At 66.8% G+C, this 21,296-nt stretch carries 25 protein-coding genes and 1 pseudogene; 14 read left to right on the top strand and 12 right to left on the bottom strand.

Annotated elements, in window-relative coordinates; all coding sequences use genetic code 11:
• The 3 genes and pseudogenes from A9W96_RS30290 to glpX form a co-directional block, all read right to left on the bottom strand.
• Positions 1–254: pseudogene (locus tag A9W96_RS30290) on the bottom strand (hypothetical protein); the annotation flags it as partial.
• 54 nt (positions 255–308) lie between these two features.
• Positions 309–1,724, bottom strand: a complete 1,416-nt coding sequence (locus A9W96_RS09310) for a class II fumarate hydratase (protein WP_066881564.1) — start codon at positions 1,722–1,724, stop codon at positions 309–311.
• Positions 1,725–1,755: 31 nt separating this feature from the next.
• Positions 1,756–2,835 (bottom strand): class II fructose-bisphosphatase, encoded by a 1,080-nt coding sequence (gene glpX, locus A9W96_RS09315; protein ID WP_156749287.1) that lies wholly within the window; start codon positions 2,833–2,835, stop codon positions 1,756–1,758.
• Positions 2,836–2,890: 55 nt separating this feature from the next.
• Between glpX and A9W96_RS09320 the strand changes: the two genes are divergently transcribed.
• The 3 genes from A9W96_RS09320 to A9W96_RS09330 are packed head-to-tail and all read left to right on the top strand — an operon-like array spanning position 2,891 to position 5,990.
• Positions 2,891–3,589: a DUF4245 domain-containing protein gene (locus tag A9W96_RS09320; protein ID WP_066869136.1), complete on the top strand. Its 699-nt coding sequence runs from the start codon at positions 2,891–2,893 to the stop codon at positions 3,587–3,589.
• Between the two features lie 32 nt (positions 3,590–3,621).
• The gene (locus A9W96_RS09325) at positions 3,622–4,419 is read left to right on the top strand and encodes a dienelactone hydrolase family protein (RefSeq protein WP_066881561.1); all 798 of its coding nucleotides are present in this window, start codon (positions 3,622–3,624) and stop codon (positions 4,417–4,419) included.
• A gap of 26 nt (positions 4,420–4,445) precedes the next feature.
• Positions 4,446–5,990 carry a carboxylesterase/lipase family protein gene (locus tag A9W96_RS09330; protein ID WP_067139209.1) on the top strand — a complete coding sequence of 515 codons (1,545 nt, stop codon included), beginning with the start codon at positions 4,446–4,448 and terminating at the stop codon, positions 5,988–5,990.
• Here A9W96_RS09330 and A9W96_RS09335 read toward each other — a convergent pair.
• The 4 genes from A9W96_RS09335 to A9W96_RS09350 form a co-directional block, all read right to left on the bottom strand.
• Positions 5,987–7,087 (bottom strand): NAD-dependent epimerase/dehydratase family protein, encoded by a 1,101-nt coding sequence (locus A9W96_RS09335; protein ID WP_067139213.1) that lies wholly within the window; start codon positions 7,085–7,087, stop codon positions 5,987–5,989. The genes A9W96_RS09330 and A9W96_RS09335 overlap by 4 nt on opposite strands.
• A 61-nt stretch (positions 7,088–7,148) precedes the next feature.
• The gene (locus tag A9W96_RS09340) at positions 7,149–7,418 is read right to left on the bottom strand and encodes an exodeoxyribonuclease VII small subunit (protein WP_066881557.1); all 270 of its coding nucleotides are present in this window, start codon (positions 7,416–7,418) and stop codon (positions 7,149–7,151) included.
• Complete coding sequence (gene xseA, locus A9W96_RS09345; protein WP_066869119.1) at positions 7,408–8,652, bottom strand: exodeoxyribonuclease VII large subunit; 1,245 nt, start codon at positions 8,650–8,652, stop codon at positions 7,408–7,410. Before xseA ends, A9W96_RS09340 begins: the two co-directional genes overlap by 11 nt.
• Positions 8,649–9,248, bottom strand: a complete 600-nt coding sequence (locus tag A9W96_RS09350; RefSeq protein WP_066869116.1) for a lipid droplet-associated protein — start codon at positions 9,246–9,248, stop codon at positions 8,649–8,651. Before A9W96_RS09350 ends, xseA begins: the two co-directional genes overlap by 4 nt.
• 89 nt (positions 9,249–9,337) lie before the next feature.
• Here A9W96_RS09350 and A9W96_RS09355 point away from each other — a divergent pair, with 89 nt between their 5' ends.
• Complete coding sequence (locus A9W96_RS09355; RefSeq protein ID WP_066881555.1) at positions 9,338–10,348, top strand: 4-hydroxy-3-methylbut-2-enyl diphosphate reductase; 1,011 nt, start codon at positions 9,338–9,340, stop codon at positions 10,346–10,348.
• Between the two features lie 14 nt (positions 10,349–10,362).
• Here A9W96_RS09355 and A9W96_RS09360 read toward each other — a convergent pair whose 3' ends face one another.
• Positions 10,363–11,556 (bottom strand): DUF6542 domain-containing protein, encoded by a 1,194-nt coding sequence (locus A9W96_RS09360; protein WP_197499465.1) that lies wholly within the window; start codon positions 11,554–11,556, stop codon positions 10,363–10,365.
• Positions 11,557–11,698: 142 nt separating this feature from the next.
• Here A9W96_RS09360 and ychF point away from each other — a divergent pair, with 142 nt between their 5' ends.
• On the top strand, positions 11,699–12,772 hold the full coding sequence (gene ychF / locus A9W96_RS09365; RefSeq protein ID WP_066881554.1) for a redox-regulated ATPase YchF: 1,074 nt from the start codon (positions 11,699–11,701) through the stop codon (positions 12,770–12,772).
• 221 nt (positions 12,773–12,993) lie between these two features.
• Here ychF and A9W96_RS09370 read toward each other — a convergent pair whose 3' ends face one another.
• Positions 12,994–13,698 carry a TetR/AcrR family transcriptional regulator gene (locus A9W96_RS09370; protein ID WP_197499466.1) on the bottom strand — a complete coding sequence of 235 codons (705 nt, stop codon included), beginning with the start codon at positions 13,696–13,698 and terminating at the stop codon, positions 12,994–12,996.
• Positions 13,699–13,772: 74 nt separating this feature from the next.
• On the opposite strand from A9W96_RS09370, the gene A9W96_RS09375 reads away from it, so the two are divergent.
• Positions 13,773–14,525, top strand: a complete 753-nt coding sequence (locus A9W96_RS09375; protein ID WP_067139216.1) for an SDR family NAD(P)-dependent oxidoreductase — start codon at positions 13,773–13,775, stop codon at positions 14,523–14,525.
• A gap of 140 nt (positions 14,526–14,665) precedes the next feature.
• Positions 14,666–15,217 (top strand): VOC family protein, encoded by a 552-nt coding sequence (locus A9W96_RS09380; protein WP_067139219.1) that lies wholly within the window; start codon positions 14,666–14,668, stop codon positions 15,215–15,217.
• 530 nt (positions 15,218–15,747) lie between these two features.
• On the opposite strand, the gene A9W96_RS09385 is transcribed toward A9W96_RS09380, so the two are convergent.
• Positions 15,748–15,939: a hypothetical protein gene (locus A9W96_RS09385; protein ID WP_067139224.1), complete on the bottom strand. Its 192-nt coding sequence runs from the start codon at positions 15,937–15,939 to the stop codon at positions 15,748–15,750.
• A 270-nt stretch (positions 15,940–16,209) separates the two neighbouring features.
• Here A9W96_RS09385 and A9W96_RS09390 point away from each other — a divergent pair, with 270 nt between their 5' ends.
• From A9W96_RS09390 to A9W96_RS09410, 6 genes are all read left to right on the top strand, one after another.
• Complete coding sequence (locus A9W96_RS09390; RefSeq protein ID WP_067139228.1) at positions 16,210–16,608, top strand: VOC family protein; 399 nt, start codon at positions 16,210–16,212, stop codon at positions 16,606–16,608.
• Between the two features lie 95 nt (positions 16,609–16,703).
• A complete protein-coding gene (locus A9W96_RS09395) occupies positions 16,704–17,132 on the top strand; it encodes a hypothetical protein (RefSeq protein WP_156749079.1) in 429 nt (142 codons plus the stop codon).
• Between the two features lie 52 nt (positions 17,133–17,184).
• Complete coding sequence (locus A9W96_RS30295) at positions 17,185–17,550, top strand: hypothetical protein (protein ID WP_082972113.1); 366 nt, start codon at positions 17,185–17,187, stop codon at positions 17,548–17,550.
• 83 nt (positions 17,551–17,633) lie between these two features.
• Entirely contained in the window at positions 17,634–17,993 is a 360-nt protein-coding gene (locus tag A9W96_RS30300; RefSeq protein WP_082972114.1) for a hypothetical protein, read from the top strand.
• Positions 17,994–18,121: 128 nt separating this feature from the next.
• Positions 18,122–18,745: a C40 family peptidase gene (locus A9W96_RS09405; RefSeq protein ID WP_231999638.1), complete on the top strand. Its 624-nt coding sequence runs from the start codon at positions 18,122–18,124 to the stop codon at positions 18,743–18,745.
• A gap of 358 nt (positions 18,746–19,103) precedes the next feature.
• On the top strand, positions 19,104–19,427 hold the full coding sequence (locus A9W96_RS09410; protein ID WP_066869073.1) for a putative quinol monooxygenase: 324 nt from the start codon (positions 19,104–19,106) through the stop codon (positions 19,425–19,427).
• 7 nt (positions 19,428–19,434) lie between these two features.
• Here the strand turns inward: A9W96_RS09410 and A9W96_RS09415 are convergent, their stop codons facing one another.
• The gene (locus A9W96_RS09415) at positions 19,435–20,115 is read right to left on the bottom strand and encodes a guanylate cyclase (protein ID WP_066869070.1); all 681 of its coding nucleotides are present in this window, start codon (positions 20,113–20,115) and stop codon (positions 19,435–19,437) included.
• 153 nt (positions 20,116–20,268) lie between these two features.
• On the opposite strand from A9W96_RS09415, the gene A9W96_RS09420 reads away from it, so the two are divergent.
• Positions 20,269–20,478, top strand: a complete 210-nt coding sequence (locus A9W96_RS09420) for a hypothetical protein (RefSeq protein ID WP_066869068.1) — start codon at positions 20,269–20,271, stop codon at positions 20,476–20,478.
• Here A9W96_RS09420 and A9W96_RS09425 read toward each other — a convergent pair.
• Complete coding sequence (locus tag A9W96_RS09425; RefSeq protein ID WP_066869064.1) at positions 20,430–21,263, bottom strand: adenylate/guanylate cyclase domain-containing protein; 834 nt, start codon at positions 21,261–21,263, stop codon at positions 20,430–20,432. The two genes, A9W96_RS09420 and A9W96_RS09425, sit on opposite strands and share 49 nt — an antisense overlap.
• Positions 21,264–21,296 lie beyond the last annotated feature (33 nt).

A 21,296-nucleotide genomic window follows, 5' to 3' on the forward strand; every position in this document is an offset into this window, starting at 1 on the left:
GGTTGGGGATACGGCTGGTTCGGGTAGGCGGGGCCGCCCGGCGGCGCATACGGGTACGGGCCGCCCGGCGGGTAGGCGTAGGGACCGCCCTGCGGATAGGGCCCGGGGCCGCCCTGCGGGTAAGGGCCGGGACCACCCTGCGGGTAGGGCCCGGGACCGCCCGCCGGCGGCTGCGCGCCCCAATTCGGGTCCTGCCCATATGGATTGCTTCCGTAGGGCCCCTGGCCGTAGGGACCACCGGGAGGAGCCGTCATGGAAAACCACCCTTACTCTCGTCGACCACCGCCGTCATCGGATGACGGGGTGGTTCAGTCTTCGGGCTTGACCTTGGCCATCGCCAGCACGTCGAGCCGCCGGTCGAGTTCTTCTTCGGACAGCTTCTCGCCGATCAAGCCCCGATCGATCACCGTCTGGCGAATCGTCTTGCGCTCCTTGAGTGCCTGCTTCGCCACCGCGGCGGCCTCCTCGTATCCGATCGCCGAGTTCAGCGGCGTCACGATCGACGGCGACGACTCGGCCAGCTCGCGCAGGTGCTCCACGTTGGCCGCCAGGCCGACGATGCAACGCTCGGCGAACAGCTTCGACACGTTGGTCAGCAGCTTGAAGGACTCCAGGATGTTGCGGGCCATCATCGGGATATAGACGTTGAGCTCGAAGGCACCGGACAAGCCGCCGACGGCCACCGCGGCGTCGTTCCCGATCACCTGCGCGGCAACCTGGGTAACCGCTTCCGGCAGAACGGGATTGACCTTGCCCGGCATGATCGAACTGCCCGGCTGCAGGTCGGGCAGCGCAATCTCGGCCAGGCCGGTCAGCGGGCCCGACCCCATCCAGCGGACGTCGTTGGCGATTTTGGTCAGTGACACCGCGATGGTGCGCAGCGCGCCGGACGCCTCGACCAGCCCGTCACGCGCCGCCTGGGCCTCGAACGAGTTGGCGGCCGTGCGCAATTCGCTCAGGCCGGTGGAGGCGACCAGCGTCTCGACCACCTTGGCGCCGAAGCCGTCGGGGGCGTTCAGGCCGGTACCGACCGCGGTGCCGCCGATGGCCAGCTCACCGAGCCGGGGCAGCGTCGCGCGCACCCGCTCGATGCCCGCCTCGATCTGGCGGGCGTAGCCGCTGAATTCCTGGCCGAGCGTCACCGGGACGGCGTCCATCAGGTGGGTGCGGCCGGACTTGACCACGGTGTGCCACTCGCGGGCCTTGCCGGCCAGCGCGTCATGCAGCACCTCGAGCGCCGGAATCAGATGGCGCACAGCGGCTTCGGTGGCCGCGATGTGGGTGGCGGTGGGGAATGTGTCGTTCGACGACTGCGACATGTTGACGTCGTCGTTGGGGTGCACCGTCACACCGTTGGCGGCGGCGATGCTGGCGATCACCTCGTTGGTGTTCATGTTGGAGCTGGTGCCCGAACCGGTCTGGAACACGTCGATGGGGAACTGGTCGTCGTGCTGCCCGTCGGCGATTTCGCCGGCCGCGGCGATGATCGCGTCGGCCTTCTCCGGCGCCAGCAGCCCCAGGTCCTTGTTGACCTGCGCGCACGCGCCCTTCAGCAAGCCCAGCGCGCGGATCTGGGTGCGCTCCAGGCCGCGGCCCGAGATCGGAAAGTTCTCGACGGCGCGCTGAGTTTGCGCACGCCACAACGCTTTTGCGGGTACGCGGACCTCGCCCATGGTGTCGTGCTCGATGCGGTACTCGGTGTCATCAGAGTCGTTCAAGGCCATAGATGGGTCTTCCTCGTTGTTCGATCGGCGGTCAGGGCAGGGGATAGGCGGCGGAGCTATCGCCGGTGAAGTCGATGGCGGAGTACTCGTTGAGCTTCGAAAGCCGGTGGTAGGCCTCGATCATCCGGACGGTGCCCGACTTCGACCGCATGACGATCGACTGGGTGGTGCACCCGCCGGGGTAGTACTGGACGCCCTTGAGCAGGTCACCGCTGGTGACCCCGGTGGCGCAGAAGAACACGTTCTCACCGGACACCAGGTCCTCGGTCGTCAGCACCTGGTCGAGGTCGTAGCCGGCGTCGATGGCCTTCTGGCGTTCCTCGTCGTCGGTGGGAGCCAGCTGCGCCTGGATCGCGCCGCCCATGCACCGGATGGCGGCGGCGGCGATGATGCCTTCCGGCGTGCCGCCGATCCCGGCCAGCATGTCGGTGCCCGAATGGGGCCGGCAGGCCGAGATCGCGCCGGCCACGTCACCGTCGGTGATCAGCCGGATGCGGGCTCCGGTCGCCCGGACCTCGTGGATCAGCTGGGCGTGCCGCGGCCGGTCCAGGATGCACACGGTCATGTCGCGCACCGACAGCGCCTTGACCTTGGCGACGGCCTTGATGTTCTCGGCGATCGGCGCGGTGATGTCGAGCACGTGCGCGGCCTCGGGCCCGACGGCGATCTTGTTCATGTAGAACACCGCCGACGGGTCGAACATCGCGCCGCGGTCGGCCACCGCCAACACGGAGATGGCGTTGGGCATGCCCTTACTCATCAGGGTGGTGCCGTCGATCGGGTCGACGGCGAAGTCGCACTCCGCGCCGTCGCCGTTGCCGACCTCCTCGCCGTTGTAGAGCATCGGCGCGTGGTCCTTTTCGCCCTCGCCGATGACGACGACGCCGCGCATCGACACGGTGTTGACCAGCTCACGCATCGCGTCGACGGCCGCCCCGTCACCGCCCTCTTTGTCGCCGCGGCCGACCCAGCGACCTGCGGCCATGGCCCCGGCCTCGGTGACGCGTACCAGTTCCAGAGCCAGGTTGCGGTCTGGGGCCTCACCGCGCGGTCTGCCCTGCGCGGGGGCCCCGCCGGCGGCGGCGGTCGAGTGGTCGCCCTCAACTGTCATGGTTGCCGATTGTCCCAGAAGCGGATCGGTCCGCTGGAACTGGGATACTTGGGGGATGACGGAGGAGCCGCCGCTGAATTCCCAGCGTGATGGGAGCGCCTCCGGCGCGCCGTCTCCGCCAGCGGGCCCCGCGCCCAGGCCGGCCAAACCCCGGCTGTTGCAGGACGGCCGGGACATGTTCTGGTCCCTGATACCGCTGGTCATCGGGTGCATCGTGCTGGCCGGCATGCTCGGTATGTGCTCGGTCCAGTTCGGCCACCACCAGGGCCCCGTCCCGTCGTACGACGCCGGTGCGGCCCTGCGCGCGGACGCCTCCGCGCTCGGCTTTCCCATCCGCCAGCCGCAGCTGCCCACCGGCTGGCAGGCCAACTCCGGCCACCGCGGCGGCATCCCGGGCGGCCGGACCGACCCCGCGAGCGGTCAACGGCTGAACGCGCCTGTTTCGGAGGTCGGGTACATCACCCCGACCGGGCTATACCTGAGCCTGACCCAGAGCAATGCCGACGAGGACAAGCTGGTCAATTCGATTCACCAGTCGGCCTACCCGACGGGGACCGTGGACGTCGGCGGCACCGGTTGGGTGGTCTACCAGGGCGCCGGTCAGAACGGCGCAGACGCCGAGCCGATATGGACGACCCGGCTCAGCGGCCCGGGCGGCGCCACCCAAATTGCGATAACCGGCGCCGGAAACACCGATCAGTTCCGTACGCTGGCGTCGGCGACGCAATCGCAACCGCCTTTGCCAAGCCGCTAATCCGCCAGCGCAAGCAGAGGGATCGCATCAACGTGACTGCACCAGAGGCTGATCTGTCCGGATGGTCGGCGGCACCGTTTAGCGCCGGCGGATACACCCATGACGTCTATCGCAAGGGCACCGGCCCCGGGGTGGTGTTGATTCCGGAAATCCCCGGGATCCATCCCGGAGTGCTCGCCCTGGGTAATCACCTGGTGGACAACGGGTTCACCGTCGCGATGCCGTCGTTGTTCGGCCAGCCGGGCAAGGCCAAAACGCCAGGTTACCTCCTTGGCGCCATCGGACGTGCTTGTGTGGCAAGGGAATTCGCGGCGCTCGCGCTGAACAAGCAGCGACCGGTGGCGTCGTTCCTGCGTGCGCTGGCTCGTGACCTCAACGCATCGACGCCGGGCAAGGGCGTCGGGGTGATCGGCCAGTGCTTCACCGGCGGCTTCGCGCTGGCCGCCGCGGTCGACGACAGCGTGCTGGCGCCGGTGCTGTCGCAGCCGTCGGTCCCGTTCCCGCTCGGAGCGGCGCGGCGCCGCGACCCCGGCTTGAGCGAATCCGAGCTGGCCACCGTAGCCGACCGGTGCGCCAACGACGGCCTGTGCGCCATGGGATTGCGGTTCAGCGAGGACAAGATGGCGCCCGGTGAGCGGTTCGCGACGCTCAAGCAGCGCCTCGGCGACGCCTTCGAGGTGATCGACATCGATTCGGGCCCCACCAATCAGCACGGCTTCGGCAAGATGGCGCACTCGGTGCTCACCGATGAAGTCCGCGAGCTCGACGGCCACCCCGCCTACGAGGCCCGTAAGCGAGTTGTCGAGTTCCTCACGCAACGCCTTTTCTAGGTTCATTCAGGAGATTTCGCACGCGCATGGCTAACGACGACCTGGTGGTCGAAACCGGCTACGGCCCGGTCCGGGGCATCGAAGAAAACGGCGTCAAGGCGTGGAAGGGCGTTCGGTACGCGGCGGCGCCGGTGGGCGACTTGCGTTTCCGCGCGCCGCAGCCGCCCGCGCGCAGTACCGAGGTCGCGGACGCCACCGCGTTCGGGCCGGCCTGCCCGCAACCGGTGTTTCCCAACATGCCACTGGATCTGGGCGCCCCGCAGGGCGAGGACTGCTTGCGGCTCAACGTCTGGGCATCGTCTGACACCCAGCCAGGTGACGGCAAACCGGTGATGGTCTGGCTGCACGGCGGCGCCTACGTCCTGGGGTCGAGCAGCCAGACGCTGTACGACGGCCGCAGGCTGGTCAGCCACGGCGACGTCGTCGTGGTGACCGTGAACTACCGGGTCGGGGTGCTCGGCTTTCTCGACCTGTCGTCGTTCGATTCCGGTGGGCGCCATTTCGAGTCGAACGTCGGGCTGCGCGACGCGCTGGCGGCGCTGGAATGGGTGCGAAACAACATTGCCGCCTTCGGCGGTGATCCGCGGCGGGTCACGCTGTTCGGCGAGTCCGCCGGGGCCGGGATGGTCACCACGCTGCTGGCCAGCCCGGCGGCCGAGGGTCTGTTCGCCCGGGCGATCGCGCAAAGCTCGCCGGCCACTTCGGTGTACGACCGCGAACGAGCCGGCCGGGTGGCCCGGGCGTTCCTCGACCGGCTGGGACTCGCCCCGGCGGAATCCCGCCGGCTGATCGACATCCCGATCGCGGCCATCCTGACCGCGACGCAACAGGTGTTCGACGAAGTGCCGGTGCGCAACCCGGGAACGCTGGCGTTCGTCCCGATCGTCGACGGCGAGGTGGTCAGCGACTATCCGGTCAAGCTGGCGCAGGAGGGCCGCTCACATCCGGTCCCGTTGATCATCGGCACCAACAAGCACGAGGCGGCGCTCTTCCGGTTGATGCGCTCACCGCTGATGCCCATCACGCCGAGCGCGATCACGTCGATGTTCAACCAGATCGCCGCCGAACAACCCGATCTGCAGTTGCCCACCGAGCAGGAGATCGGTTCGGCATATTCGCGAATGCGGCGCAGGGCAAGGAGTTTGAGCATCGCGACTGACGTCGGTTTCCGGATGCCGTCGGTGTGGCTCGCCGAGGGGCACGCCCGCGTGGCACCGGTGTATCTATACCGGTTCGATTACGCCACCCCGTTGTTGAAGCTGCTGATGGTCGGCGCCGCTCATGCTACCGAATTGCCGTTCGTGTGGGGCAATCTCGGCGCGCCCAAGGATCCCACGCTGAAGCTGGGCGGCACCAGGGCCGCCAAGGCGGTGTCCAAGCGGGTGCGGACCCGCTGGATCAACTTCGCCGCGCACGCCACGCCCACGGGCCCCGCCGGCGACCCGGAGTGGCCGTCGTATGCCGAGAGTGACCGTGCGTGTCTGATCATCGGCCGCCGCGACGCCGTCGCTTACGACGTGGACGCCGACATCCGCGCGGCCTGGGGTAGCGACATGGTGAGCTTCCGCTAGGCGGATGCCTTGCCCGCCAACGCTTGCCGTTTCATCTGGTCGAACATCTCGACGTAGTACGAAAGGCATTCCGACAGCGCCTGCTCGGTGTTGAACAGGGGCTGGTAACCGAGGTCGCGCGACGCCTTGGCGATCGAAAAGAAGTTGTCCAGATACAGCCGCTCGACGGCGAGCGGCTCGAGCAGCGGCGCCGGTATCCCGAATCGGAAATGCAGCCGCTGCCACCCCGTCATCGCCGCGCGCACGATGGGCCCGTTCACCCGGACCCGCGGCCACTTCTCTCCGCACGCCTCGACCACCGGCCTGGCGAACTCGAACATGTTGATGGGCTCGGCGTCGTTGATGAAGTACGCCTGGCCGGACGCGGTGCCGCCGGGCGTCAGGTGTTCGGCGGCCAGGATGAAACCGTGAATCAGGTTGTGCACATAGGAGTTGTCCAACCGGGCCGATTTGCGTCCGATCAGCACCTTGACGTGGCCGGCGATCACGCTTTCGAACAGCTTGCGGAACATCGTCTGGTCGCCCCGGCCCCAGATGCCGCTGGGGCGAATCGCACAGGTCAACAGTCCTTCAACACCGTTCTGCCCCAAGACGAATCGCTCGGCGATCACCTTGGTCTCGGTGTAGAGGTCATTGAACCGGTGGGTGTAGGGCAGCGTCTCGTCGCCGCCTGCGATGTTCTGACCGCCCATGACGACGCTGTTGGACGAGGTGTAGACGAAGCGCTGCACCCCGGCGGCCTGCCCGGCGCGGACCAGGTTCTCGGTGCCGCCGACGTTGACCCCGAAGCTGCGCTGCCGGTACTCGTCGGTCACCGATGCACCGCCCATCAGGTCGATGATCGCCGCGGTGTGGAAGACGGTGTCGATGCCGTCGACCGCCTGGGCGCACACGGCCGTGTCGGTGATGTCACCCTGCAGTACCTCCAGCTGCGGATGCGCCGGCAGCGGCGAGGGCGCACGGTCGAAGGAACGCACGAAATGCCCGCGGTCGAGCAAGGTGGACACCAGGTTGGCGCCGACGAATCCGGAGCCCCCGGTGACCAGGACACGGCCGAGTTCGGCCGTCAGCGATGGATCACCCATGGCCCAAAGCATAACTGAAACGTGTTCCAGTTCGTAAAAGGGTTTTCATCCACGCCCCCCGATGTCGCCGGATTCAGGCATCCTCAGGCTCGCCCGCCGCGAGCGCATCCTCGATCCTCTTGCGGGCGCCAGCTAAGTGCTCCTCGCACCGTTTAGCCAGTTGCTCGCCCCTTTCCCAGAGCTTCAGCGATTCATCTAGGTCCAGGCCGCCCTGCTCGAGCACCCGCACGACTTCGATCAGTTCGTCCCGGCAGGCTTCATAGGCCAGGTGACTAATAGGTGTAATGGATTTGCTCTCCTGAGGGACGGCGGCGTCGTCCCCGCCGTCGTTTCTACGCGCCATCGGAGGGTCCTTCGCTCACTGCGGCCACGGCGCCGTCGGCCACCCGCACCCGCAGTCGGGTGCCCGCCGGCGCGTCGTCGACCGACCGGAGCACCTGGTTCGTCGGCCCGATGGCCTGCACCACGGCGTAACCGCGGGCCAGTGTGGCCGCCGGCCCCAACGTGGCCAGCCGCGCGCGCAGGTGGCCGACCCGCTCGGTCTCGGTGGCGGCCAGGCGGGTGATGTCGCGGCGCATCGCCGACCGGGCGCGGTGCACCTCCTCGGCGCGCGCCGTCAGCGCCGCCAGCGGCTCGGCCAGCACCGGGCGGCTGCGGATCTGGGCCAGGGCCCGTTGCTCGCGGGTCACCCAGTTGCGCAATGCCTGCGCGCTGCGCCGGCGCAGGTCGTCGAGCAGCCGCAGCTCGGCGGCGGTGTCGGGGACCACCTTCTTCGCGGCGTCGGTGGGGGTGGCCGCGCGCAGATCCGCGACCAGATCGCACAGCGGGTTGTCGGGTTCGTGGCCGACCGCACTGATCACCGGGGTGCGGCAGGCCGCGATGGCGCGGCACAGCGTCTCGTCGGAGAACGGCAACAGGTCCTCGACGCTGCCGCCGCCGCGGGCGAGCACGATGACGTCGACATCGGCGTCGCGGTCGAGTTCGCCCAGCGCCTCGACGATCTGGGCGACCGCGTTGGGTCCCTGCACGGCGGTGTTACGGACCGCGAAGCGCACCCCGGGCCAGCGTGCGGCTGCCACGGTGGTGACGTCGCGTTCGGCGGCGCTGGCCCGCCCGGTGATCAGTCCAATCATGTTGGGCAGGAAGGGGATCGGACGCTTGAGCCGGGGATCGAAGAGGCCTTCGGCATCCAGCAGCCGGCGCAGCCGATCGATGCGGGCCAGCAGCTCACCCACCCCGACGGCGCGAATCTCGGACAGCCGCAACGAGAATGTGCCCCGGCCCGTGTAAAACGATGGCTTGCCGCGCACCACCACCTGCGTGCCCTCGGCCAGCTTCACCGGCGCGTTCAGCACCAGATCGCGCGGGCAGGTCACGGTCAGCGACATGTCGGCGGCCGGGTCACGCAGCACCATGAACACGGTTTTGGAATCCTGGCGCATCGAAATCTGGGCCAGCTGACCCTCGACCCAGACGGTGCCCAGCTTGTCGATCCAGCCCGCGACCCGGATGGCCACCGCGCGCACCGGAAACGGATTCTCGGCGGAGTTCGGTTCGGAGGTAACGGCCGGGGTCACTTCGCGTTCGCGCGGGTGATCCTGTTGGCGAGCAGCGTCTGGAACGGTGCCCGGCCCTTGGTGGCCTGCTCGTAGGCCAGCAGGGCTTCGAGCTCGTCGATGCTCAGCGACTGCAGGCGCGCCCGCAGCTGCGCCAGCGTCAGCGACGTGTAGTCCAGCTCGGTGACCACTTCCGGTTGCGGAACCGAGGCGCCGGCCGCCGGCTTCTTAGATTGCCGGGCCGGCCGGGTCAGGGCGCTGGCGTCCTCGTGCGCGTCGGCCACCGAGTACAGGGCGAACCGGCCCTCGGCCCTGCGCTCGCCTTCGCCGCCGTCCTGCAATGCGCCGTACGCCCCGTCGGCCGCGTCATCGATGTCCTCGTCGAAGGTCGCCCATTCCGGCTTCTCGTCCTTGGGCGGGAAGATCGATTCGAGGGTGCTGTCGCCCTTGATAGCCAGCTCGGCAAGGTTCTGTTGGAAGCGCATCACGATGTGCGCTGCCTGGCTGGCCAGTGTCATCGGGTACATCAGGATGGTTTTCGGCAGCCTGATGGTCTCTTCGACCGCGACTGTTGCCGCGCCGACCAGCAGCCGAACTCCATACGGTGCAGTGCCCATGGGTCCAAGATTGCCCTAAGCGGCGGCTAACTCCAAGCCCAGCGGCGCGAGCTGGCAAGCCCGTGTCCGCGGTAAGTACCCTGGACGTCATGCCGCCGACTATCGACATGGGGATTCCCGGCCTTGTGGGAGGACCAGCGCGTTCGGTAGCCGGCGACCCAGTCCGCAAGCGTGTGCTCCTGGCCGAACCGCGTGGTTACTGCGCGGGCGTCGACCGGGCCGTGGAGACCGTGGAACGCGCACTGGAAAAGCACGGGCCGCCGGTCTACGTGCGTCATGAGATCGTGCACAACCGCCACGTGGTCACCACCCTGGAAAAGGCCGGCGCGGTGTTCGTCGAGGAGACCGACGAGGTTCCCGAGGGGGCCATCGTGGTGTTTTCCGCGCACGGCGTCGCGCCCACGGTGCACGCCGCGGCCGCCGACCGGAACCTGCACACCATCGACGCCACCTGCCCGCTGGTGACCAAGGTGCACAACGAGGCCAGGCGTTTCGCGCGCAACGACTACGACATCCTGCTCATCGGCCACGAGGGCCACGAGGAGGTCATCGGGACCGCGGGGGAGGCGCCCGACCACGTGCAGCTGGTCGACGGGGTCGCCGCCGTCGACAACGTGACCGTGCGTGACGAGAACAAGGTGGTGTGGCTCTCACAGACCACGCTGTCGGTCGACGAGACCATGGAAATCGTCGAGCGGCTGCGGCAACGATTCCCCAAGCTGCAGGATCCGCCCAGCGACGACATCTGCTACGCGACCCAGAACCGCCAGGTGGCGGTCAAGGCGATGGCACCCGAGTGCGAGCTGGTGATCGTCGTCGGGTCCCGCAACTCCTCGAACTCGGTGCGGCTGGTCGAGGTCGCCTTGGGTGGCGGGGCCGCGGCCGCGCACCTGGTGGACTGGGCCGACGACATCGACCCGTCCTGGCTCGACGGCGTCACCACGGTGGGCGTCACCTCCGGGGCGTCGGTTCCCGAGGTCCTGGTCGAGGGCGTGCTAACGCGGCTGGCCGAGTGCGGCTTCGACGTGGTGCAGCCGGTCACGACCGCGCAGGAGACCCTGGTGTTCGCGTTGCCGCGGGAGATCCGGTCAGTTCGCTGAGCTTGCGACCTGCGCTAGACGTCGTATTCCCAGGATTCCGCCGGCGACCGGCCGGGCGTCCGCGTGCGGCTGCGCCGCTCGGTGTGCGGCTCGCGGGGCGGTTCCTGCGAACCGGCGCCCCGGTAGCGGACCTGGGAGATGGGGTGATGGGTTCCGTTCGAGCCGGTTGACGGCGGACGCCGGCGCCTCGGTTCATACGGCGGCGCGTACGGTTCGCGGCTTTCGTACCGGCCCCCGGAAGTCGGGCCGCTCGGCGGCTCATACCTGTCCCCGTAGGACTCAAAGCCGTCGAAACGGCTGCTCCGCGGGGTGGGCCGGTCGTAGGGGCTGCGGCGGGGGCGCGGTTCGCGACGCGGTTCCCGGGCCGATTGGCCACGCGGATCGGCGTCGGCGTCCGGCCTGGGCCGGCGGGACCGTCGGGGCGGCTCGGCGGCGTCATAATCGCGGGCCGACGCGGCGGTGCGGCGGGTGCTGCGCCGGGGACGTTCGGGCCGCTCGGCCGGTTCGGACCCGTCGCCCAACGGCTCGCGGGAATGCCGGGAACGGCTACGGGCCGAGCGGGTCGTGGAGCGGGTGCTGCGCGTCGTGCGGCGCGTCCTCGACGACGAGCTCGACCTGCGGGCGCGGCGGGCATCGGTGGTTTCGTCGGTGTCGTCGTCGTCGGTATCCGACTGCAGCACCGACTGCGCCTTGGCGACGATGCCATTGAAGAACGACTTGACGGCCACACCGGCGGCGTCCGGAGCGTCTTCAGAGGCGCGCGCCGATGTCCTTGTCTTGTAGGCGTTTCCGAAATACCAGCGGGCCAGTCCGATCGCCAGCACGCCGCCGGCGGTGCCCAGCATCAGCGGGAAGCGCTCGATCAGCGGATAGCCACAGTTGATCAGCAGGTCTTTGAGGCGGCCGACCTTGGCATCGTGGAACAGCCAGTAGGCGCCCGGCACCGCGCCGAACAGGATCAGGGGCGGCTGGATGATCGTGGTGAAGATGCCGTCCTGGCGTACCGCCAGCACCGCCGCCACGCAGCCGGCTATATAGAAGCCCGCGAAGACGTGGGTCAGCTCCTTGTGACCAGCGTCGATTCCGTAGCCGATGGCGGTCGCGGTGACGGCGATAAGCAGGGCTGCGTACCAGGGGACACCTGGGATGTTTGGAAGGATCGAACGGTGACCATCCGCCACCGTCGAACTTGCCCGCTGTGCTGACACATGTAGACCGTACCGGGAATGGGCCGAAAGGCCCGTAAATACCTCGTTGCGATCCTGCGCGCGCCATGCCGGCGTGCAGTATCGGCGGTGATCAACGGTCCCCGGCGCCCGTGGTCGCCATGACCCCTAGACTTGGTTCCCCGTGAGCCTGAGCCTGGGAATAGTGGGGTTGCCCAACGTCGGCAAGTCGACCTTGTTCAACGCGCTGACCCGGAACAACGTGGTGGCGGCCAACTATCCGTTCGCGACGATCGAGCCCAACGAGGGCGTCGTCCCGCTGCCCGATCCCCGGCTGGACAAGCTGGCCGAGATGTTCGGCTCCGAGAAGATCGTTCCGGCGCCGGTCACGTTCGTCGACATCGCCGGAATCGTGAAGGGCGCCTCCGAGGGCGCCGGCCTGGGCAACAAGTTCCTGGCCAACATCCGCGAGTGTGACGCGATCTGCCAGGTGGTGCGGGTGTTCGCCGACGACGACGTGGTGCACGTGGACGGCAAGGTCGACCCGCGCGCCGACATCGAGGTGATCGAGACCGAGCTGATCCTCGCCGACATGCAGACCCTGGAGAAGGCCGTGCCGCGGCTGGAGAAGGAAGCCCGCAACAACAAGGAGCGCAAGCCGGTGCACGAGGCCGCCGTCGCCGCGGAGGCGGTGCTGGACTCGGGCAAGACGCTGTTTGCGGCCGGCGTCGACGCCGCACCGCTGCGCGAGCTGAACCTGATGACCACCAAGCCGTTTCTGTACGTGTTCAACGCCGACGAGTCAGTGCTGACCGACGATGCCCGCAAGGCCGAGCTGTCCGCGATGGTCGCCCCCGCGGACGCGGTGTTCCTCGACGCGAAGATCGAGGCCGAACTCCAAGAGCTCGACGACGAGTCGGCCGCCGAGCTGCTGGAGTCGATCGGGCAAACCGAGCGGGGACTGGATGCCTTGGCGCGGGCTGGTTTTCACACCCTCAAGCTGCAGACCTACCTGACGGCGGGTCCAAAAGAGGCGCGCGCGTGGGTGATTCATCAGGGCGACACCGCACCGAAGGCCGCCGGGGTGATCCACACCGATTTCGAAAAGGGCTTCATCAAAGCCGAGATCGTCTCCTACGACGACCTCATCGCCGCTGGCTCGATGGCGGCGGCCAAAGCGGCGGGCAAGGTCCGCATGGAGGGCAAGGACTACGTGATGGCCGACGGCGACGTGGTCGAGTTCCGGTTCAACGTCTAGGGGCTGCCTCGCACGCCGTCGGCAACGCGATTTGCGCGCGTACACACCCATTCGACTACGCGGAGAACATCTTTCACCGTATGGGTTTGCCGACCCGAACTAGGATCATGGAATTGCACCGGGAAGGGCCGGCGTTGGCGTCCCGGGTAGGTGCGGAGCGATGGGTTGAGCCTCACACGCGTCGAAGTGGCCGAGTGCTCGGTGGAACAAAGTCGTCAGCATCAGGTAGCCAACCCGGTGAAGACGGCGTCTAGTAGCGCGTCGATGTAGGCCTCCGACAGGTCGCTGTGCTCGTAGGGAACAAGCAGGCGGTGATAAACGGGCCCATAAAGCAGATCGAGGACGACGTCGGGATCGAGCCCCTCTCGAAGCTCCGAGGAGTCGATCCCGCGCCGGACGACGGATCGGGCGCGTGCTCGCCGGGGCTCGACCCAGCGTGTGGTCATCGCGTTGCGCAATTCGTCATCGATCTGGGCCCGTCCGATCAAGATGCGCAATATATGGCCGTGCGGAGTCCGGTACAGGCGGACCAGGGATCTCAGTGATGCCGCCAAGCTTTCGCGGGCGGTGCCACGTTCGACGATCGGAGCGGCCCGATCCACTTCGGCGAGGAACGCATCCATCACCACCGTGGAGATGTTCGGCCACCTCCGGTAGATCGTCGTTTTGGCGACCCCCGTTCTTTGAGCCAGCCGTTCCACGGTGAGCGCATCGAATCCCATTTCGGTGCCGAGCTCCAACGCGGCCCGCAGAATCATCGCCGTCGTCTTCTCGCTCCTCGTCGGCCCTCCGCTTCGCTGCCCATCCGATTCCGTTGCCGACATCACGGGCTCCTCTTCATCCAAGGCGTCTTCATTTAGGGCGTCTTCATCCAAGGCGTCTTCATTTAGGGCGTCTTCATCCAGGGCATCGCTGGGTACGACCATATCTCCATTTGACACCAATCGCTACGCTACGTAGCGTTGTTTGAGCGACGATTCTTATAACCACGGGAGGGTGCATGAGCGTCGACCACCTCAGCGAAGACCTGCGCGGCAAGGTAGCGATCGTGACCGGCGCGGCCAGCGGCATCGGTCAGGCCATTACTCGACAATTGATCGAATACGGCGTCAATGTGATCGCCGAAGACATCAACCCCGCGATCGAGCACCTGTACTCCGACATCGACACTGTGGTGCCACTCGTCGGCGACGTCGGCCAGGAAAACACGGCGAACGACGCGGTCGAGTTGGCCGGTCGCCGCTTCGGGCAACTCGACATCCTGATCAACAACGCCGGCACCATCATCAACAAGCGGGTCATCGAAACGACCCTGGAAGACTGGAATCACATCCTTGACACGAACGTCACCGGGGCGTTTCTCCACACCCGAGAGGCGATGCGGGCAATGATTCCCCGCCGGAGCGGCGCGATCGTGAACATCGGTTCGTACGCCTGCTTTCAAAGCTTCAAGACGATTTCGGCCTACGCCGCGTCCAAAGGAGCCCTCGCGCAGCTGACTCGCACGTCCGCCCTGGAGGCAATCGATGACGGCATCCGGATCAACGCCCTCGGCGTCGGTGATGTCGTCACCAACATCCTGGGCAATCCAGAAAACCTGGTCGAGCATGGGAAAGGCGCGCCCGTCCAACGCGCCGCGGATCCCGCCGAAATAGCCCATGTCGCAGCCTTTTTAGCCTCCGGCTTGGCGAGTTACGCCGTGGGCGCCGTCTGGATGATCGACGGGGGTATGAGCGTCGCTATCCCAAACTGATCGGGTGCCTCGGTGTCTCCCTTCTGAACGGGCCGCTTCTGGTGACTCGAGCGGTTATCGCAAGCATTCGCGTTATCCCGTCAGTCGCATCAGCGCGATACGCGGACAGTCTGTTCATGGATGACTAAGGTTGGAGCACGATGCGGTGGCGGGGTGTGTGTCACGTCGAGTTCGCGGTGTTGGACTACGACGACTCCATCGCGTTCTATGACGCGTTGTTCGGCTGGCTCGGCTACAACAGCTTCTCGTCGCTCAACATGGAATACGAATCGACGTATTACATGACGCGAAACGTCAACCCGCACAGCTACATCGGCATCCAACCCGCGCGGACCGGGGCGAAGCTGACGCACGACGACCAGGCGGTCGGCATCAATCACATCGCGCTGTGGGCCCGCAACGGGGCAGAGGTCGACCGCTTCCACCGCGAATTCTTGGTCGCGCGCGGCATCCCGGTCACCGACGAACCCAAGGAATACCCGCAGTACTGGCCCGGCTACTACGCGGTCTTCTTCGACGACCCGATCAACGGGATTCATTGGGAGTTGGCGTGGGTGCCGAAAGTGCCTACTCCCCGCCAACTTTGGTCGTTCTACCGCGCCCTCCGCGCGTTCGCCAGGAACCGACCGGATCTGGCGAAGACGGTGCCGGGCGTCGCCTGGCAGGCCAGGAGAACCCTTCCGGGCCGGTGATTCGGCGCGTCGGGTCACGGTCTGGACGGGCGAGAAACGGGCGGCATATGCCGGACGCGCGAGGCCGCCAAACGAAGCTCGCGTCCAGAAAACGAACGTCGGACTGGTTGCGAGTCTTGGGCGTCGTCGTCCGATGACGTACGTTGAGCACAGCGACGGGCTCGAACGGGTTCGTCGGAACTCGTTGAACGCCATCCGGGCCGAGCGGTTCTCCTACGGCACTCTGGCGCCAGACGAGTAACTGTCTTGAGCTACGCGGCGTGCCAGCCATCCACATGGCCCAACGGGGAAGTAAAAACTCGAAAGGCGGGGCTGTGGCTGACCACGCCGATACCTGGCACCTGGCGACGGCTCAACGCGATCGATTGCTCAACGTCCTTGAGTTCGAGTGCATCGTTTCCGGACTACACAGAGCGACCGCCCAGGAAGTGTCTTTTGCCGCGATCGGGTCATGCCTTCGAGCAAGACTGCTGCTAGCGCAACTGGGGAACGAACCGAGGCGAACGCCTGCAGGCCGCCGCCCCGATGCGTCAGCGCCCGCGCTGGGTGGCCAGGCGGATAAGACACCACCAGGCCGGCCAGTCGAACCTCCGCCGCCCGCCAGCGGCGATACCCACCCGTTCGCCGAGGGCCTGGAAGACCGCCTTCGGGCGCGACAGCGCAATACGGTCCGGGCCCAGCTGTTTGCCGCCGATGCCCACAATCGGGCGGCCCGAGTTCACGATCGCGCTATAAGCGCGGGACTAGGTGACGTCGCAGCGCATAGACAAGCAGCCGAGAGCCACCGTGCCGCTCAAGCTGACGCCATCCTGCGGCGCTGGACATATTTGACGGCAGCCACCCGAGATCGCATTAGCGAAACCGGTGCCGAAGGATCGACTGGCACCTGAACTCGTCAGGATGCCCGCCACGGTGATGGCGGTCGGAGGTGTCGGGGGCGGCGCTTAGCATTCCGTGCTCAGACGCCCACCGCGCTCACCTGGAGGCACCGCATGAAATTCATATCGACCCGCATCATCACGGCCGACGTCAGGCGGCTCGTCGATTTCTACCAGCTGGTCACGGGGGTCTCGGCCGTCTGGGGCAACGAGCTTTTCGCCGAGATCCCGACGCCGATCGGCACGCTGGCCATCGGCAGTGACAAGACCGTCCCGCTGTTCGGCGACGGTTCCGCCGAACCCGGGGCCAACTGGAGCGCCATCCTGGAATTCATCGTCGAGGACGTGGACTCCGAATACGCGCGCCTCCGCGAGCACGTCGGCGAGGTGGTGACGGAGCCGACCACGATGCCCTGGGGCAACCGCGCACTGTTGTTTCGGGATCCGGATGGAAACCTGGTCAACCTGTTCACCCCGGTGACGCAGGAGGCGCGTGCCAAGTTCGGAGTATGACCGGCCCGCAGAGCGACCCTTCAAATTGAGCACGCTCAGTGGTTTCATTGACCTATCAATGCTTCCTACGTGGGGCGTAACGAAGGGAATCCGTCATGGCCAGTGTCCCGAGTCGCCAGGCTCGCTTGGCGCATGCGGCCAAGCATGCCGAATTATGGAATGCCGGGAAGAAGGACGCATGGGTAGCGTCTTGGCGCACGATCTGTCCGGGCGAGGTGCGCATGTTCGATCCGGTCGGTACGGCCGAAAAGCACGGCTTCGACGCCGCCACCTCTGACGCGTTCGACATGTTCCAGTCCATCCTCAAGATCAAGATGATCACCGTTCAGGTGAACGGCAACGAGATGGCCTGGGTCTGTGAGAATCGCTTCGGTACTGAGCCCAACGTTCAAATGGCTTACAGCATTGAGACTTTCGCATGGGACGACGACGGAAATCTTCTGATCAAGACCTACTATCCGATGCCTGAGACCGTCGGCTCCGAGAGTGACCCCTACGCCCATCTCCTCGACGGCCGCCAGTAGTCGCCCGTAATTGCTACTTGCCCGGATGCCGGTATCGAGAAAGTGTGAGGGGATGCAGACGGTGAAGCGGACAGCGAGCGTGGTGGTGGGCGGCGCCTTGGCGCTGGGCGTTCTGGGTCTCGCCGGTGGCCCCGTCGCCGCGGCGGCCCCGGCGCCCACCGGCCACTGGTGTCCCGGCGATCCGTGGAACCCCGCCTGGGGAAATGTCTTGGACTGGGACTGGCATCAATGCCACGACTGGCAACGCCCCGGGGGCCCGTCCGCGCCCGCGGGCTGGGGCCCCTGGGGACCGCCTCCGGCGTGGGCCCCGCCGCAGCCACCGCAACCGGCTTGGGCGCCCGGGGCTCAGATGATGTGGAACCCGACCGGTGCCGGCAACTGGGGGATCTGGAACAACGGGATCTGGACGCCCATCTGATCCGACATCTCCCTGTGTGAGGAACTGGCCGCTACGGCGCCTGGCGGTCGAAGCAATGGGCCGCCGCAGCGTTAGGGTGAGCTGTGGCCGCCGAGGATCGTCTCGAGCCGCCCGCGGAGTTGGAACGGCGGGCGCACGCGCTCGACGAGCGCGAAGATTCCGTTGCCCGACGCGAGGCGGAGTTGAAAAGGCGGGAATTTCAGGCCGGTAGACGAGACCGGGTCGCCGACCAGCGTGAGCAGATCGCCGACGACCGCGAGCGGGCGGCCGACGAACGCGAGCAGCGAGCGGACGAACGCGAGGGCTCGGCCGCGGAGCGCGAACGCGAGCGGCTGCGGCGCGTGGACGAACGAGGCAAGCGCGTGCGAGCCCGCGCCAAGCGAGAGCAAGCCGACGTCGATCGGGAGACGGCGCAAAGCGAACGAAGCCGGGACAAGGCTTAGGCCTCCGCGGCAAGCGCCCGGGGGCTGAGGGCGGGCGCGCGGCAACCGCAGGCGCTTAGCCGCCGAAAATATACCGGTGCCTAATAAGTTTGCTCTAGGTGCGGCGCACGTCATGGTCTGAATAGCGAATGACCTGCGCCACAAATTTTGGTTCACGACAATTGTTATTGCTAGCCTCCCTGCCCATGGTCGTTATTGCATCATTGATGTCGTTAATCAGTCAGGTCTCCGGCACGCCCTATATTGCGGGTGGAGATTCGCCCGCCGGGACCGATTGTTCGGGACTCGCGTCCTGGATTGCTAATGCCGCAACTGACAGGCCCGTTTTCGGGGATCGATTCAACACCGGAAACGAAGAGGGTGCATTGTTGGCGCGCGGCTTCCAATATGGAACCGCCCCCAACGCGTTGGTCATCGGCTGGAACGGTGGCCACACGGCGGTGACGCTGCCGGACGGAACGGCGGTCTCCAGCGGTGAGCGCGGCGGGGTGCACATGGGCGGTGCGGGCGCCTACCAGGCCGGATTCACGCACCATATGTTCCTTCCGATGCCCGCGGAGGACGCGCCGCCGCCGCCGCTGTTCGCTCCGCCGCCCCCGCCCGACGCGCCGCCGCCTCCGCCGGACGCACCGCCGCCCGCGCCCGACGCTCTTGCGCCGCCACCGGATGCGCCGCCGCCACCGCCGGACGCTCCGCCGCCACCGGCCGTCCTGATCGACGCTCCGGCGCCGCCGGCTCCGCCCGGAATGTGAATTACATTTATCCGGCCACGCAGGAATTGCGAATTGATAACAAAATACATCCGACGTAGTTCGCCATAATGGATTGTGTCCTCGGTAGCGCGAGCCGAATCGGGTGGCAGTATCGGTAGTGAAATACTCCCGGCATCGTCCGGTTTGTGAGCTCCGCCACTGGAACCGTGCGGTGCAAGTGGGCTCATGCGTCTTGAGAGACGCATGAGCCCACTTTGCTCTGACCATTACTTAAGCAAATTACGGCCAGCAGTCCTCCGTCGCGGCGGTCCGCCACCAATCGCGGCCGGATAGGCTGGCGCTGCCCGCGGAGACCGGGCGGGCGTAACCGGAAGCAGTGAACCTAGGCGGGGCCGCAATGATCTTCATCGTCGTCAAGTTCGAAACCAAACCCGACTGGACCGACCGCTGGCCGGATCTCGTCGCCTCGTTCACCGCGGCGACTCGGGCCGAGGAAGGCAATCTGTGGTTCGAGTGGTCGCGCAGCCTGGACAACCCGGCGGAGTACGTCTTGGTGGAGGCGTTCCGCGACGATGAGGCCGGCGGTGTCCATGTCAACAGCGATCACTTCAAGCGCTTCATGCAGGAACTCCCGCCCGCGCTGAAGTCCACCCCGAAGATCATCAATCAGACCATCGATGCCACGGGTTGGTCTGAGATGGGCGAGGTGGCGGTCGACTGACCCTCGACTAGCCGATTGATATCTCGATTTCATCGCCCAGGGCATAGCCCGGTGCGAGCGGAAGCCGGTCACCGCTCCAGAACGACCCGGGGTCGAAGTAGTTCGAATACTTCTCGGTGGTGAGCAACCCCATCTCCTCGTAGGTGATTGCCACGGTTTCCGCGCAGTAGGCCACTTCCAGGCCGAGCCGCTGGCGTTCCTTGCGCCGCTGTGTCGATTCGCGAACCTTCCTGTCCACGAACGGGATTCCCCGCCCCCAGTCGTAGGCGTTCGGGAGCCGGCCGCGCAGCCATCGGCCGGTCAACCGCATGGTGGTGGGAAACGCGGTGCCGTCCATCCGCGCGATCACGCGCAGCAGCTTGTTCTCTTGCTCCCGGGTGGCCGGCGGCGTCAGCTGGCGTAGCCAGCACCGTTGGTGGTAACGCTGCGACCACTGCGTGACCGATTGGGCAAGGTCGTTGAGTTGCACGCCACGATGATTCGTCCCCGTCCACAGGTCGACGAGCTTGTCACCCAGTTCGGCGTGCCAGATCAGCGGCGGCAGGTCGTCAATGGCCACCGTCATGCCGACGTGGTTCACCGGGCTGTTCGTCAGCGTCTGGATCGCGCGGTCCGGTCCCGAGCCGCCGCGAAACAGCCAAAGGTCGCCGGTGCGGGTCTCTTCGAGCGCTTGGTTCAAGGTGAGCATCTTGGTAAGCCCGTCCGCCGCTGCAGGTTTCGCCGTTGTCGTCGCCACTATCAGCCCGCCGGCACGGCGCGCGTGATCCGTCGCCGTGCGTTGCGGGCACACAAGTCAACCACAACCGGGCCACAACGATCCGGCGGCGCATAGCCTGATGTCATGCGCAATGTGTGGAAGTGGCTGGGGTTGGCGGGTGCCGCCGGTGTCGTCGCCGGGGGCGTGCTGGTCGTCCGCGACCAGCGCAAGCGGCGGGCATACACCGCGGACGAGGTCCGCGACCGCCTGCATCAGCGATTGGCCGAATACAACGGCGACGGCGTTCAGTCCGGCTCGGAATCGGCCGGCGACTCGACGGCGAACAAGCGGTAGGTGCCCGAAAAGCCCTTCAGCTCCACATTGCGGCCGTCGTCGAACCGGATGCCGTCGGAATCGGAAAGCGCGTCTCGCACCGGCTGACTCACCAGAATCTGCCCACCCACCGCTTGGGCGGCGACCCGGGCCGCCATCGCGACGTTGCGGCCGAACAGGTCGTCGCCACGGCGCACCGAGCGGCCCATGTGGATCCCGATCCGAACGCGAATCTCCTCGCGCCGCTTGCGGTTTGCCTGCCTGCGCAACGCATGCTGCAGGTCGATACCGCACCGGACCGCCTCCTCGGCGCGGGAGAAGGCGATCATGAATCCGTCGCCCTGGCTCTTCACCACATGACCGGACCGTCGCCGCACCAGATCCGAGACCAGCTTGTCGTGCGAGCTGATCAGCTTGACGAAGGCCCGGTCGCCGATCCGCTCGTTGAGTGCGGTGGACTCCTCGATGTCGGAGAACAAGATCACCACCCGGCCGTCGGGAGTGACGCGAGCAAGGTCGGGTCGCTCGACTTCGGCCCAGTCCGCGAGGTCTTCGATGCTGCTGCGCACCACGGCGCCGAAGCCTTCCTTGCGCATCAGGTTGGCGGTGTTCCACACCCTCTTGACGGCCTCGCGCCCGCCCGACAGCAACTGGTTGCGGGTGTCGGTCCGCTGGCGCAGCTCGTCGAGTTGCTGTTGGCTGCGCACCAGCAACCGCCACAACACAATCAGCGCGATACCTTCGATCGCGGCGATCCCGGCCAGAACGTAGACCGTGACGTGCAGCGGGTCAGCCATGCCGGTCATCCTTTCAAGGCCGCGGTCCGCCCAGGTTGTCGG

Origin of the sequence: Mycobacterium sp. 1245852.3 (assembly GCF_001669335.1) — a bacterium.
Lineage (GTDB): Bacteria > Actinomycetota > Actinomycetes > Mycobacteriales > Mycobacteriaceae > Mycobacterium > Mycobacterium europaeum_A.

What these genes read in the sequence shown, in the direction of transcription:
- A9W96_RS09415 (WP_066869070.1), bottom strand. Translation starts at nt 20,115, where the DNA reads ATGCTCACCTTGAACCAAGCGCTCGAAGAGACCCGCACCGGCGACCTT.
- A9W96_RS09390 (WP_067139228.1), top strand. Translation starts at nt 16,210, where the DNA reads ATGAAATTCATATCGACCCGCATCATCACGGCCGACGTCAGGCGGCTC.
- A9W96_RS09340 (WP_066881557.1), bottom strand. Translation starts at nt 7,418, where the DNA reads ATGGCGCGTAGAAACGACGGCGGGGACGACGCCGCCGTCCCTCAGGAG.
- A9W96_RS09405 (WP_231999638.1), top strand. Translation starts at nt 18,122, where the DNA reads ATGACCTGCGCCACAAATTTTGGTTCACGACAATTGTTATTGCTAGCC.
- A9W96_RS09310 (WP_066881564.1), bottom strand. Translation starts at nt 1,724, where the DNA reads ATGGCCTTGAACGACTCTGATGACACCGAGTACCGCATCGAGCACGAC.
- glpX (WP_156749287.1), bottom strand. Translation starts at nt 2,835, where the DNA reads ATGACAGTTGAGGGCGACCACTCGACCGCCGCCGCCGGCGGGGCCCCC.
- A9W96_RS09330 (WP_067139209.1), top strand. Translation starts at nt 4,446, where the DNA reads ATGGCTAACGACGACCTGGTGGTCGAAACCGGCTACGGCCCGGTCCGG.
- A9W96_RS09370 (WP_197499466.1), bottom strand. Translation starts at nt 13,698, where the DNA reads ATGGTCGTACCCAGCGATGCCCTGGATGAAGACGCCCTAAATGAAGAC.
- A9W96_RS09375 (WP_067139216.1), top strand. Translation starts at nt 13,773, where the DNA reads ATGAGCGTCGACCACCTCAGCGAAGACCTGCGCGGCAAGGTAGCGATC.
- A9W96_RS09380 (WP_067139219.1), top strand. Translation starts at nt 14,666, where the DNA reads ATGCGGTGGCGGGGTGTGTGTCACGTCGAGTTCGCGGTGTTGGACTAC.
- A9W96_RS09420 (WP_066869068.1), top strand. Translation starts at nt 20,269, where the DNA reads ATGCGCAATGTGTGGAAGTGGCTGGGGTTGGCGGGTGCCGCCGGTGTC.
- A9W96_RS09350 (WP_066869116.1), bottom strand. Translation starts at nt 9,248, where the DNA reads ATGGGCACTGCACCGTATGGAGTTCGGCTGCTGGTCGGCGCGGCAACA.
- A9W96_RS09425 (WP_066869064.1), bottom strand. Translation starts at nt 21,263, where the DNA reads ATGACCGGCATGGCTGACCCGCTGCACGTCACGGTCTACGTTCTGGCC.
- A9W96_RS30295 (WP_082972113.1), top strand. Translation starts at nt 17,185, where the DNA reads ATGCAGACGGTGAAGCGGACAGCGAGCGTGGTGGTGGGCGGCGCCTTG.
- A9W96_RS09395 (WP_156749079.1), top strand. Translation starts at nt 16,704, where the DNA reads ATGGCCAGTGTCCCGAGTCGCCAGGCTCGCTTGGCGCATGCGGCCAAG.
- A9W96_RS09320 (WP_066869136.1), top strand. Translation starts at nt 2,891, where the DNA reads ATGACGGAGGAGCCGCCGCTGAATTCCCAGCGTGATGGGAGCGCCTCC.
- A9W96_RS09335 (WP_067139213.1), bottom strand. Translation starts at nt 7,087, where the DNA reads ATGCTTTGGGCCATGGGTGATCCATCGCTGACGGCCGAACTCGGCCGT.
- A9W96_RS09355 (WP_066881555.1), top strand. Translation starts at nt 9,338, where the DNA reads ATGCCGCCGACTATCGACATGGGGATTCCCGGCCTTGTGGGAGGACCA.
- A9W96_RS09410 (WP_066869073.1), top strand. Translation starts at nt 19,104, where the DNA reads ATGATCTTCATCGTCGTCAAGTTCGAAACCAAACCCGACTGGACCGAC.